10 protein-coding genes are annotated in these 13,038 nt (G+C 71.1%); 8 read left to right on the top strand and 2 right to left on the bottom strand.

Annotation, left to right across the window (positions count from 1 at the left end; all coding sequences use genetic code 11):
- Positions 1 to 14 precede the first annotated feature (14 nt).
- From map to AAFO60_RS01715, 3 genes are read left to right on the top strand one after another with little or no spacing between them, the layout of a single operon-like run.
- Positions 15 to 881 (top strand): type I methionyl aminopeptidase, encoded by an 867-nt coding sequence (map, locus tag AAFO60_RS01725; RefSeq protein ID WP_347954412.1) that lies wholly within the window; start codon positions 15 to 17, stop codon positions 879 to 881.
- Positions 878 to 2,449, top strand: coding sequence for a cobyric acid synthase (locus AAFO60_RS01720; RefSeq protein WP_347954652.1), 1,572 nt, complete (start codon positions 878 to 880; stop codon positions 2,447 to 2,449). The genes map and AAFO60_RS01720 overlap by 4 nt, the downstream gene beginning before the upstream one ends.
- A complete protein-coding gene (locus AAFO60_RS01715; protein WP_432211682.1) occupies positions 2,418 to 3,245 on the top strand; it encodes an alpha/beta fold hydrolase in 828 nt (275 codons plus the stop codon). The genes AAFO60_RS01720 and AAFO60_RS01715 overlap by 32 nt, the downstream gene beginning before the upstream one ends.
- A gap of 22 nt (positions 3,246 to 3,267) precedes the next feature.
- Here the strand turns inward: AAFO60_RS01715 and AAFO60_RS01710 are convergent, their stop codons facing one another.
- Complete coding sequence (locus tag AAFO60_RS01710) at positions 3,268 to 4,668, bottom strand: mycothione reductase (protein WP_347954411.1); 1,401 nt, start codon at positions 4,666 to 4,668, stop codon at positions 3,268 to 3,270.
- Entirely contained in the window at positions 4,665 to 5,750 is a 1,086-nt protein-coding gene (locus AAFO60_RS01705) for an alpha/beta hydrolase (RefSeq protein WP_347954650.1), read from the bottom strand. The genes AAFO60_RS01710 and AAFO60_RS01705 overlap by 4 nt, the downstream gene beginning before the upstream one ends.
- A 167-nt stretch (positions 5,751 to 5,917) precedes the next feature.
- On the opposite strand from AAFO60_RS01705, the gene mqo reads away from it, so the two are divergent.
- Genes mqo through AAFO60_RS01680 form a run of 5 tightly spaced genes read left to right on the top strand, consistent with a single transcriptional unit; the run spans position 5,918 to position 12,993 of the window.
- The gene (gene mqo, locus AAFO60_RS01700; RefSeq protein WP_424308992.1) at positions 5,918 to 7,390 is read left to right on the top strand and encodes a malate dehydrogenase (quinone); all 1,473 of its coding nucleotides are present in this window, start codon (positions 5,918 to 5,920) and stop codon (positions 7,388 to 7,390) included.
- Between the two features lie 19 nt (positions 7,391 to 7,409).
- Positions 7,410 to 9,326: an AAA family ATPase gene (locus tag AAFO60_RS01695; protein WP_347954409.1), complete on the top strand. Its 1,917-nt coding sequence runs from the start codon at positions 7,410 to 7,412 to the stop codon at positions 9,324 to 9,326.
- A 27-nt stretch (positions 9,327 to 9,353) separates the two neighbouring features.
- Positions 9,354 to 9,971 (top strand): cob(I)yrinic acid a,c-diamide adenosyltransferase, encoded by a 618-nt coding sequence (gene cobO, locus AAFO60_RS01690; protein WP_347954408.1) that lies wholly within the window; start codon positions 9,354 to 9,356, stop codon positions 9,969 to 9,971.
- Positions 9,965 to 11,371, top strand: coding sequence for a cobyrinate a,c-diamide synthase (locus AAFO60_RS01685; protein WP_347954407.1), 1,407 nt, complete (start codon positions 9,965 to 9,967; stop codon positions 11,369 to 11,371). The genes cobO and AAFO60_RS01685 overlap by 7 nt, the downstream gene beginning before the upstream one ends.
- Positions 11,368 to 12,993, top strand: coding sequence for a GAF domain-containing sensor histidine kinase (locus tag AAFO60_RS01680; RefSeq protein WP_347954406.1), 1,626 nt, complete (start codon positions 11,368 to 11,370; stop codon positions 12,991 to 12,993). The genes AAFO60_RS01685 and AAFO60_RS01680 overlap by 4 nt, the downstream gene beginning before the upstream one ends.
- Positions 12,994 to 13,038 lie beyond the last annotated feature (45 nt).

Raw genomic sequence — 13,038 nt, 5'->3', positions numbered from 1 at the left:
GTAGAATCGGCGCCATGACAGTTCGTGCCCCGCTGGTCCCCGGCGTCGTCTCGCCGACGCTGCCCGTCCCCGACTCCATCGCGCGCCCCGAATACGCGTGGAAAGACACGGTGAACGAGGGGCACGAGCCCTGGGTGCAGACACCCGAGACGATCGAGAAGATGCGGGTCGCGGGCAAGATCGCCGCCAACGCGCTCGCCGAAGCGGGCAAAGCCGTCCGACCCGGTGTCACCACCGACGAACTCGACCGGATCGCCCACGAGTACATGATCGATCACGGGGCGTACCCGTCGACGCTGGGCTACAAGGGGTTCCCGAAGTCGTGTTGCACATCACTGAACGAGGTGATCTGCCACGGCATTCCGGACTCGACCGTGATCGAGGACGGCGACATCGTCAACATCGACGTGACCGCCTACATCGACGGGGTGCACGGCGACACCAACGCCACCTTCCTGGCGGGCGAGGTGTCGCCGGAGGCGCGCGATCTGGTGGAGCGCACCCGCATCGCCACCGAGCGCGCCATCAAGGCGGTCAAGCCGGGTCGCGAACTGAACGTGGTCGGCCGAGTCATCGAGGCGTACGCCAACCGGTTCGGCTACACGGTGGTCCGCGACTTCACCGGCCACGGCATCGGCGAGACCTTCCACAACGGCCTGGTGGTCCTGCACTACGACCAGCCCACGGTCGACACGGTCCTCGAGCCCGGCATGGTCTTCACCATCGAGCCGATGATCAACCTGGGCGGGCTGCCGTGGGAGATGTGGGACGACGGCTGGACGGTGGTGACCGTCGACCGGCGCTGGACCGCGCAGTTCGAGCACACCCTGGTCGTCACCGACACCGGTGCCGAGATCTTGACGCTCCCCGACGCGGACTGACCGGAGTGGGCGGGGCACTGCTGATCGGCGGCACCAGCAGCGACGCCGGAAAGAGCCTGATCGTCGCGGGCCTGTGCCGGGCACTGGCGCGCGACGGGGTGCGGGTGGCGCCCTTCAAGGCGCAGAACATGTCGAACAACTCCGCGGTCACCCTCGACGGGGGTGAGATCGGACGTGCGCAGGCGCTGCAGGCCCAGGCGTGCGGTCTGCTCCCGGACACCCGGTTCAATCCGGTCCTGCTCAAGCCCGGCAGCGATCGCCGCTCGCACGTGGTGGTCCGCGGGCGCACCGTCGGCGAGGTCGGAGCCGCCGACTACCAGCGGTGGCGCCGCGGGCTCGCCGACGTGGTGGCCGACGAGCTCGCCGCGCTGCGCCGCGACTTCGACGTGGTGATCTGCGAGGGCGCCGGATCGGTCGCCGAGATCAACTTGCGCGCGAGCGACATCGCGAACATGGGGCTGGCCCGCGCGGCCGAGATGCCGGTGCTGCTGGTCACCGACATCGACCGCGGCGGCTCGCTGGCCCACCTGTTCGGGACGACGGCGATTCTGGAGCCCGCCGATCAAGCCCTGATCGGCGGCTACGTGATCAACAAGTTCCGCGGCGATCCGGCGATCCTCCAGCCCGGCCTGGACATGCTCGCCGATCGCACCGGCCGACCGACCCTGGGCGTCGTGCCGTACGCGGAGGGGCTGTGGATCGACGCCGAGGACTCGCTCGCCGCGCCCGTCGGTCGGCGGGTCGGGGGACCGCGAAGCGCGCCGACGCCCGGCCGCCCGCGACTGACCGTGGCCGCGATCCGGCTGCCGCGGATCTCCAACAGCACCGATGTGGAGGCGCTGGCGTGCGAGCCCGACCTCGACGTCACCTGGGTCGACGACCCCGCCTCCGTGCGCGGCGCCGACCTGGTGGTCCTGCCCGGCACCCGGGCCACCGTCAGCGACCTGCGGTGGCTGCGCGCCGCCGGCCTGGCCGAGGCGCTGACCGAACGTGCCGCCGCCGGTCGGCCGGTGCTCGGTGTGTGCGGCGGCTTCCAGATGCTGTGCCGCCGGATCGTCGACGACGTCGAATCGTCCGCCGGCGCGATCGACGGGCTCGGTCTGCTCGACGTCGACATCGAGTTCGCGGCCGCCAAGACGCTGCGTGAGTTCGACGGCGCACTGGTGACGGGGGATCGTCGAATCCCGGTGCGCGGCTATGAGATTCATCACGGGACGGTGGTGCGCAGTGGCGTGCGGCCCTGGCTGCACGAGCACCGGACGGGTCCGGAGGGGGCGCGCGAGGGGGCGGTCTTCGGCACCCACTGCCACGGCGCGCTCGAGAGCGACGAGTTCCGCCGCGAGTTCCTGCGGGAGGTCGCGGCACTGGTCGGACGCCGCGGCTTCGCCCCCGATCCGTCGACGAGCCACGCCGCGGCGCGGACCGCGCAGTTGGATCTGATGGCCGATCTGGTCACCGAGCACCTCGACATGCCCGGGATCGCCCGGTTGATCGCGGACGGCCCCGGCACGCTCCCGTCCGTCCTATCCTGGCTGAGTGACGACCTCGCGCCTGACGGTAGAACATGACGGACTGACCTTCGACGTCGAGGAGAGCGGCCCGGCTCGCGGACCCTGGGTCGTGCTTCTCCACGGTTTCCCGGTGAACTCGCAGTGCTACGACGACGTGATTCCGCGCGTGCACGAAGCGGGCCTGCGAACCCTGCGCATCGATCAGCGCGGATACAGCCCCGGCGCCCGCCCCGACGGAGTGGACGCCTACCGGCTCGACAAGCTGGTCGGCGACGTCATCGGCATCCTGACGCACCTGAACATCTCGTACTCGATGATCGTCGGGCACGACTGGGGCGGAATCGTGGCCTGGCATCTGGCGGCCAAGCATCCCGACCGGTTCACCGGTCTCGTCGCGGTGAGCACCGGGCACCCGTCCGCGATGCGCGATGCGCTGGCCGTCAGCGACGACCAGCGCATCCGGTCGGCGTACATCAAGGACTTCCTCGCCGACGACGCCGAGGACAAGCTCGGCGCGCGCGACGGAATCCTGTTGCGCCGCGCCGGAGTCAGCGCCGAGGAACTGGCGCCGATCCTGGAACCGGGAGCCCTCACCGGACCGCTCAACTGGTATCGCGCCAACTTCGGCGGCGACATCGCCGCGAATCTGGCGTGCCCGCCGGTGGAGATCCCGACCACGATGCTGTGGAGCGACGCCGACACCGCGCTCGGCCGCGAGCAGGCCGAGTTCAGCGGCCGCTACGTGTACTCCGAGTACCGGTTCTCCGAACTCGCCGGCGTCGACCACTGGATCCCGGAGAACGCCGCCGCCGCGTTGGCGACCGAGATCTCGCTGCGCTCGTCGCGCTTCTGACCGGCCGGACGCGGCTGCGAGCTCACTTCAGGTCGAGCCCCAGCAGAGCGTTCTCGAGCACCTCGGGCATCGCCGGGTGGATCCAGTACTGGCCGCGGGCCATCGCCCGGGCGGTGAGGCCGAAGCTCATCGCCTGGATCACCGGCTGGATCACCGTGGAGGCCTGCGGGCCGATCAGGTGGGCGCCGAGGATCTCGCCGGTGTCGCGGTCGGCGATCAGCTTGCAGAAGCCGGTGGTGTCCTCCATGGCCCAGCCGTACGCGACGTCGCCGTAGTTCTGCACCTTGACCGTGATGTCCCGGCCCGTCGCGCGGGCCTGCGCCTCGGTCAGTCCGACCGCCGCGATCTGCGGGCGGGTGAACACCGCTGCGGGCACGTACCGGTGGTCGAAGGACTCCAGGTCGGCCGCGTGCCAGCCGCGCAGCAGGTTCTCGGTGACGATCCGCTGCTCGTGGTTGGCCACGTGCTTGAGCTGGTACGGCGAGCTGACGTCGCCGAGCGCCCACACCTCGGTGGCGCGGGTCCGGCCGTGCTCGTCGACCGGGATCCGGCCGTCGGCGAGGAGGTCGACGCCGATGGTCTCCAGGCCCAGGCGGTCGCCGTTGGGCAGCCGGCCGACCGCGATCAACAGCACGTCGGCGTCGACGTGGGTGTCGTCGGCGAACGAGAGCCGCACCCCGTCGTCTGGTCCCTGCGCGACCTCGACCAGGGTGCCGTTCAACTTGACGTCCCACTGCTGGGCGGCGACCTCGGTGAAGCGGTCGCTGACCTCGTCGTCGGCCTTGCTCATCAGCCGGCCGCTGCGCGCGATCATCGTCACCCGGGTGCCGAGGGCGGAGAAGACGTGCGCGAACTCGGCGGCGATGTATCCGCTGCCCAGGATCGCCATCCGCTCGGGCAGCGAGGGCAGGCGCATCACGTCGCTGTTGGTGTAGTACCGGACTCCGGAGTCGGCCACGACCTGCGGGATGTCGGGCCGCGAGCCCGCGGCGATCACCACCCGAGTGGCCAGCACGCGATCGCCGGCGTCGGTGACCAGCACGTAGCGGCCGTCGGCCTCGTCGCGCCCGGCGAACCGGACGTGGTCGCTGTAGACGGTCACGTTGTCGCAGCGGTCGACGCGGTACTCCTTGCCGCCCGCGGAGATGGGATCGATGCGCCCGAAGACCCGGTCGACGACGGCGGGCCAGTCGACGTCGTCGACGTGCGCGTGCACCCCGTACCGGGCCGCGGTGCGCGCGGTCTCGGCGACCTCCGCGGCGTAGACGAACATCTTGGTCGGGATGCAGCCGACGTTGAGGCAGGTGCCGCCGTAGACGTCCTCCTCGAAGATCGCGATGCTGGTCGCGTCGAAGCGTTCGTCGGGGATCGAGTTGCCGCTGCCGGAACCGATGATCGCCAGATCGACCTGCTGGGTACTCACTGCTGTTGCGCTCCTTCGCCCACTGCCGGGGCCTCGTCGAACACCGTGGTCATCCACGTGCGGACCTCGTCGTATGCGATGCGACGAGGTGTTGCCAGGGACAGGAAGACGTCGTGTCGGGCGTCCGGCACGGCCACCGCCCAGACCCGCGAACCGAGCACGCCCGACCACTGCGCGATCTGGCGGACGTCCAGGACGCAGTCGGCCGTGTCGACCTCGGGGCGGTAGGCGCCGACGAACCGCGACTTGTCCGACCGCAGGACCAGCGCGGGCACCCCGACCTCCAGCCCGCGGTGCAGCCGGAGCTGCCCGGCCCGCACCGCCGCCATCCATCCGAACGTGACGGGGAAGCCGGTCAGCGGCTTGCGGTGCAGGTCGTAGGCCCATTCGCCGTGCGCATGCGCCGACAGGCTCTCGCCGTAGGCGCTCGAGAGCTCCCGCGGAATGACGCGTTTGGGAGCGAACCTGCCGATTCCGGCGACGAGCAGGCGGGCGGCGTCGGTGCGCAGCAGGGCCTCGCCCTGCAGGTCGAGCCACGGGCTGTTCAAGACGAGTCCGGTCAGCAGGCGATGCCGCGCCGGGTCGGTGCGGCGGAGCCGGTCGATCCACAGCGGGGTGATCAGTCCGCCGGTCGAGTGCGCCACCACCAGCACCCGCGTCGGTGCTCCGGCGTCGCGGCTCGCCGCCGCGACGACGTCGAGGGCGGCGTTCAGCTCGCGGTCGTACTGCACCAGATCGGTGGTGAAGTGCGGCTGCTGGCCCTCGCGCAGGGAGCGGCCGCACTTGCGCAGGTCGAGTGCGTAGAAGTCGTACCCGGCGTCGGTGAAGAAGTCGGCCAGCTCGGTTTGAAAGAAGTAGTCGGTGAAACCGTGGACGTACAGCACGGCTCCGTGGCGGTCGGGCTCGGATCCGGCGCCGGGGGCTCGCACGAGCGTCGCGTCGATCGCGCCCTCGCCGTCGGGATCGGTGCCCAGATCGATGGTGAGAGCCTGGAATCCGTCGAGGAACTCGTCGGGGCGCCACTGGGGGCTTTCGGCGGTGGTCACGTGCACCAGCTTAGGGGCTGACGGCGAGTGCGCCATCGGGCGAGGCCGGGTGGCACCGCGTGCCGCCGGTGCCGTCGAGTCGGTGTCGCCCACCCCACACTTGCCCGCACCGATGCGGCTTCTGACAACGTGATGGGGGACAATGATCCGCGAGACAGGTCGTGAATGCCCTATCGGTGGAGGAGTTGCGCAGCGTGGCCAAGGTGATTAAGACAGATGTGGCGCTGGTCGGCGCGGGGATCATGAGTGCCACGCTGGGCGCGCTGCTGCGCCAGCTGGAACCCAACTGGTCGATCAGCCTGTTCGAACGGCTGGAGGCGGCCGCGGCCGAGAGCAGCGACCCGTGGAACAACGCGGGCACCGGGCACTCGGCGCTGTGCGAGCTCAACTACACCCCGGCGGGACCGAACGGTGACATCGACATCACCAAGGCGCTCAACATCAACGAGCAGTTCCAGATGTCGCGCCAGTTCTGGGCGCACGGCGTCGACAAGGGCCTGCTGGGCGCGCCCGACGAGTTCATCAACCCGATCCCGCACGTGGGCTTCTGCCACGGGGCCGACGGCGTCGAGTTCCTGCGCAAGCGTCACGCGGCGCTGTCGAGCCAGACCCTGTTCGAGGGCATGGAGTTCATCGACGACGACGCCGAGTTCGGCGAGCGTCTGCCGCTGATGGGCGCCGGCCGCGACTACTCGGATCCGGTGGCGCTGAACTGGTACACCGAGGGAACCGACGTCGACTTCGGCGCGCTGACCCAGCAGCTCCTCAACTACGTCGGCCGCGACGCCGACCTGTACTTCGGCCATGACGTCCGCAACCTCACCAAGCAGTCCGACGGCAGCTGGGTGCTCAAGATCCGCAACAACCGCAGCGGTGAGAAGATCCGCGTCGAGGCGAAGTTTGTCTTCGTCGGCGCAGGCGGCGGCGCGCTGCACCTGCTGCAAAAGTCGGGCATCCCGGAGGCCAAGGGCTTCGGCGGTTTCCCGGTCAGCGGCGAGTTCTTCCGCTGCACCAACCCCGATGTGATCGCCAAGCACGCGGCGAAGGTCTACGGCCAGGCCGCCGTCGGCGCGCCGCCGATGTCGGTGCCGCACCTGGACACCCGCGTCATCAACCACGACCGCGGACTGCTCTTCGGCCCCTACGCCGGCTGGTCGCCCAAGTTCCTCAAGTCCGGCGGCATGATGGACCTGCCCAAGTCGGTCAAGCCCGGCAATCTTCTGCCGATGATGTCGATCGCGCCGCAGGAGTTCGGCCTGCTCAAGTACCTGATCTCCGAGCTCGCCGCGAGCCCGGCCGATCGTCTCCGCACCCTGCAGGACTTCGTGCCGCGCGCCCTCGGCGAGGACTGGGAGCTCATCACCGCCGGACAGCGCGTGCAGGTCATCCGCAAGACCGGCGTCGGCGGCAGCCTCGAGTTCGGCACCGCCGTCGTCGCCGCGGGCGACGGGACCCTGGCGGGTCTGCTGGGCGCTTCGCCCGGCGCCTCGACCGCCGTGCCCGCGATGATCTCGGTGCTCGAGCAGTGCTTCAGCGGCCGCTTCGACGGCTGGAAGCCCGCGCTCACCGACATGATCCCGTCGTTCGGGCAGAAGCTCAACGACAACCCGACCCTGTTCCGTGAGCTGTGGGACTGGACCAACCGGAGCCTGCAGCTCACCGGAACCGACGACTGACGGGAACAGCTGAGACGACGTGGCTGAAGCTAGTGCTGCTGGGGCGGGAACGACCCGGGAGGGCCTGCGATATCCGTTCAGCGCGGTCGTCGGACAGGATCGGCTCAAGCTCGCGCTGATCCTGTCGGCGATCTCGCCCGGAATCGGCGGAGTGCTGATCCGCGGCGAGAAGGGCACCGCGAAGTCGACCATCGTGCGCGGCCTGGCGCCGCTGCTCGGCGGCGACTCCCGGGTCGTCGACCTGCCGATCGGAGCCACCGAGGACCGGGTCATCGGGTCCTTGGACCTGACCCGCGTGCTGCGCGACGGGCAGGCCCACTTCACGCCCGGTCTGCTGGCCCGCGCCGACGGCGGGGTGCTCTACATCGACGAGGTCAACCTGCTGTCGGACCATCTCGTCGACGTCCTGCTCGATGCCGCGGCCAGCGGTCGGGTGACGGTCGAACGCGACGGCGTCTCCCACACGCAGGCGGCAGCCTTCGTCCTGGTCGGGACGATGAACCCCGAGGAGGGCGAGCTGCGTCCGCAGCTGCTGGACCGGTTCGGCCTCGTCGTCGACGTGGCCGGCGCCCGCGATGTCGACGAGCGCGTGCAGATCGTCACCTCTCGGCTCGCCTTCGACGCCGACCCGGTCGGCTTCTGCGCCGACTACGCGGCGGCCGAGGACGACCTCGCGACGCGCATCGCGGCGGCACGTGAAGCGGTCGGATCGGTGGTCGTACCGGTCCGTGAACTGCGCCGGATCGCAGGCATCTGTGCACAACTGGACGTCGACGGACTGCGCGGCGACATCGTCGTCGCGCGCACCGCGGCCGCCCACGCGGCATGGCGCGGCGCCGCGGAGATCGACGCCGACGACGTGCGGGTGGCGGTCGAACTGGCGCTGCCGCACCGTCGTCGCCGCAACCCGTTCGACGAGTCGAGCATGACCGAGGAGCAACTCGACGAGGCGCTCGAGGCGGGCGAGGAGGCTGCGGGCCCGGAACCCGACCCGGAGCGCCCAGATCAGGACGGTCCCGACCAGGACGGTCCCGACGACGAGGGTCCCAGCGACGGCGGCCCCGACGACGACGGTCCCGACGACGACGGTCCCGACTCCGATCCGCCCGGCGGCGGGGGAGCGCCGACCGGCCCGAACTTCGGCTCCGGAGCCGGCGGCGTCAGTCGGATCCGGACCTTTCGTGCCGCGGGCATCGGCGACGGCGAGGTCGGTCGACGGTCGCGGGCCCGCAGCCACCGCGGGATGACGGCGCGCGCCGTCGACTTCGGTCCGCGGACCGGCGTGCACCTGTTCGGCACCGTGCTCGCCGCCGCCGGCCGCAGCCGCGGCGACGGCCTGCCGCCGCTGATCGCCGACGACCTGCGCGGCGCCGAACGGATCGGCACCGAGGCGAACCTGGTGGTCTTCGTCGTCGACCTGTCGGGATCGATGACGGCCCGGACCCGGCTGACCGCGGTCCGCACCGCGTGCGTCGACCTGCTGCGCGACTCCTACACCCGGCGCGACCGGGTCGCCGTCGTCGTCGCCTGCGGGAAGAACGCGTACGTCGCGGTGCCGCCGACCCGATCGGTCGACATCGCCGTGGCCCGCCTCGCCCAGGTCCGCACCGGCGGGCGCACCCCGCTCGCCGAGGGCATGCACCGCGCGCTGGAGGTCATCGACCGCGCCGCACGCACCGATCCGACGCGTCGGCCGCTGCTGGTCCTGCTGACCGACGGTCGCGCGACGGCGGGTGAGCACGCCCGGCGGCGCGCCGACGTCGCGGCCGACGAGGTCGCCCGGCGCGGCGTGTCGTCGGTTGTGGTGGACTGTGAGCAGGGCCTGGTCCGGCTCGGACTGGCGACGGAGTTGGCGCACCGCCTCGGCGCGGAGTACGCCACCATGGAGTCGCTGACCGCGACCGGACTGGCCGAGCATGTTCGCGGCGTCGCCTGACGCCGCAGCCCGAGTAGAGGAGATCGCGTGCCGAAGGGCGTACCAGAGACCGTTCCCGATGACGGACTGACCACCCGTCAACGCCGCCAGCTGCCGGTGCTCGCCGTGCACACCGGACCGGGCAAGGGCAAGTCGACCGCCGCCTTCGGAATGGCGATGCGCGCGTGGAACGCGGGGATGAACATTGCGGTCTTCCAGTTCGTCAAGAGCGCCAAGTGGAAGGTCGGCGAGGAGAACACGATGCTCGCCCTCGGCGACCTGCACGCGCAGACCGGTGCGGGCGGTCCCGTGCAGTGGCACAAGATGGGCCAGGGCTGGTCGTGGATCCGGAAGAACGACGACACCGAGGCCGACCACGCCGAATCGGCCCGCGCCGGATGGGCGGAGATCGCGCGGCGGATGGCGGCGCAGAAGCACGACTTCTACGTCCTCGACGAGTTCACCTACCCGCTGCACTGGGGGTGGATCGACACCGACGAGGTGGTCCAGACCCTGCGCGAGCGGCCTGGCAGGCAGCACGTGATCATCACCGGCCGCTACGCGCCGGAGGCGCTGATGGACGCCGCCGACCTGGTCACCGAGATGACCAAGATCAAGCATCCGATGGATGCCGGTCGCAAGGGCCAGAAGGGCATCGAGTGGTAGCAGCCGGGACCGTGCCGACCGTCGTCATCGCCGCCCCCTCCTCGGGCAGCGGCAAGACGACGGTCACCACGGGCCTGATCGGGGCACTGGTGGCCGCGGGCCACCGCGTGGCGCCGTTCAAGGTCGGACCCGACTACATCGACCCCGGCTACCACGGGGTCGCCGCCGGACGACTCGGTCGCAACCTGGACCCGAACCTGGTCGGCACCGATCGGATCGTGCCGCTGCTGCGCGCCGGATCCGCCGACGCCGACGTCGCCGTCGTCGAAGGGGTGATGGGCCTGTTCGACGGCCGGATCACCGGCGACGACTCCGATGCGCTCGGCACCGGCTCCACCGCGCACGTCGCCGCGATCATCGGTGCACCGGTGATCCTCGTCGTCGACGCGGCCGGGCACAGCCAGTCGTTGGCGGCGCTGCTGCACGGCTTCCTGACCTACGAGTCCCGCGTCCGCGTCGCCGGGGTGATCCTGAACCGGGTCGGTTCGCCGCGTCACGAGCAGGTGCTGCGGCAGGCCTGCGGGCGGATCGGATTGCCGGTGCTCGGCGTAGTCGCGCGCGATCGTGCGCTGGAGGTGCCCTCACGTCACCTCGGCCTCATCCCGGCGGCGGAACGGCAGTCCGAGGCGGTCGACTCGGTGGCCGCGATCGTCGCGAAACTCAGCGCCTCCCTGGACGTGCCGGCGATCATGCGGATCGCGCAGGCCGCGCGCACGCCGGCGGCGGCGCCGTGGTCGCCCGTCGACGAGGTGGCCGGCCCCGAGCCGGAACCGGCCGGGCGTCCGGTGATCGCGATCGCGCAGGGTGCGGCGTTCACCTTCGGCTACGCCGAACACGCGGAACTGCTGCGAGCGGCGGGAGCCGACGTGGTCGGCTTCGATCCGCTGCACGAGCGACTGCCCGAGGGCGTCACCGGCGTGGTGATCGGCGGCGGCTTCCCCGAAGCACACGCGGACGAGCTCGCCGCGAACCGGCTGTTGCGCGCCGACCTGCGCGCCCAGGTCGACGCGGGGCGACCGGTGCACGCCGAATGCGCGGGACTGCTGTACCTGCTGCAGACGCTCGACGAGGTCGAGATGGTCGGGGCGATCCCCGGAACCGGGCACTTCGGGCCGCGCCTGACGCTCGGCTATCGGGATGCGGTGGCCCTGACCGACTCGCCGCTGTACCGGGCCGGCGATCGCGTCACCGGGCACGAGTTCCACCGCAGCACCGTGCGGTTGGATCCCGAGCTGCCGTCCGCGTGGGGGTGGCGCGGCGGCGACGGCGCGGCCGTGACCGACGGCGTCGCCCACCGCGGGATCCACGCCTCCTACCTGCACGTGCATCCGGCCGGACAGCCGCGCGCGGTCGCCCGGTTCGTCGCAGCGGCCCGACGCCCGCAGGAGGTCCTGCAGTGACTCGCCGGCGCGACCTCGCCGAGGTGCACGCCGCGCTCGACGCCCTCGCCCACGCCAGCGTCGAAGACCCGACCGCGCTGCGGGATCTGCTCGAGGCCGTCCTGCTGGTGGGGCGCGGCCTCGAACTCGACCAGGCGCTGCAGCGGATCGTGGAGGTCGCCGCCGACGTCCTCGATGCGCGCTACTGCGCACTGGGCGTCCGCGGACCCGAACTGAGCCTGCAGGCCTTCGTGCACACCGGCATCGCCCCGGAGATCCGTGCGACGATGGGGCCGCTGCCGGTCGGACGCGGCGTGCTCGGCGAACTGCTGCATCACCCCGAGGTGCTGCGCATCCGCAAACTGTCCGACCATCCGGCGTCGGTGGGCTTCCCGCCGAACCATCCGCCGATGGACACCTTCCTGGGCGCACCGATCATCGTGCGCGACGAACTGTTCGGCAGCATCTATCTGACCGAGAAGCAGGGGGCGCCGACCTTTACGCCGCTGGACGAGAAGATCGTCGCGGTGCTGGCGGTCGCGGCCGGGATCGCCGTCGACAACGCCCGCGCCTTCGAACGCGCGCAGGCCCGCCTCCGCTGGATCCAGGTCATCGCCGACCGCGGCTCCGAACCGCTGGCCGGCGCCGAGTTGAGGGGGACCCTCGACGGGTTGTGCCGCGACGTGTCGGCGCTGACCGGGGCGATCGACGTGTTCATCGTCGCGGGCAACCAGGTGGCCGGGCACACCGGGGCCGGCGTCTGCGTCGAAGACCTGATCGACGCCGTCGACCCCGACGGCGACAGCGCCAACGGCAACGTGCTGGTGCGGGAGATCGGCGCGAGATCGCTGCCGTGGCTGCGGCGCGGGGCGCGGTGGGTGACGCTGCAACCGCTGCAGGCCGGGCAGGGGGCCGGGGCGATCGTCGTGACCCACGTGGAGCGGCGTTTCTGGACCGGCGAGGAGGTCGCGGGTCTGCAGGGTTGCGCGCGGGTGGCGTCGCTGGCGCTGGCCTACGCCGACCAGCAGCAGTTGGCCCGCGACCTCCAACTGCTCGAGGACCGACACCGAATCGCCCGCGATCTGCACGACCTGGTGATCCAGCGGCTGTTCGCGATCGGGATGTCGTTGCAGACCATGCAGGCCTCGACCGGCGGTCTCGGCGGTGACCGGATGGAGCAGGTGATCACCGACCTCGACGCCACGATCGGGCAGATCCGCACTTCGATCTTCGATCTGCAGGGCATGCCGGGTCACGGCGGCGCAGTGACGCTGCGGCGCCGCGTGCTCGACGTGGTCGCCGAACTCGCCGCGCACGCGCCGATCGTTCCGAGCGTGGCGTTCTTCGGTCCGGTCGACACGCTCGTCCCGGATGCGCTGGCCCCGCACATCGAGGCGGTGCTCCGGGAGGGCATCTCGAATGCGCTGCGGCACTCGGGGGCCGAGCGGATCGGCATCCGCATCGTCGCCGACGACGTCGTGACGGTCGAGGTGACGGACAACGGCTGCGGCATCCCGGCCAGTGCCGAGCAGTCCGGGCTGGCGAATCTGACGCGCCGCGCCGACGACTGCGACGGCAACTTCACCATCACCAGCTCGGCTGTCGCCGGCACCACCCTGACCTGGACCGCGCCCCTCGGCTGACGCGCCGTCAGGGTGGTCGTGCGGTGTCTCGATGCCCAACCTGGG

Source organism: Gordonia aichiensis, from assembly GCF_039946255.1.
GTDB classification, from domain to species: domain Bacteria; phylum Actinomycetota; class Actinomycetes; order Mycobacteriales; family Mycobacteriaceae; genus Gordonia; species Gordonia aichiensis_A.
The sequence above is the reverse complement of the archived record's forward strand: the minus strand, read 5'-3'. Positions and strand labels throughout refer to the sequence as shown.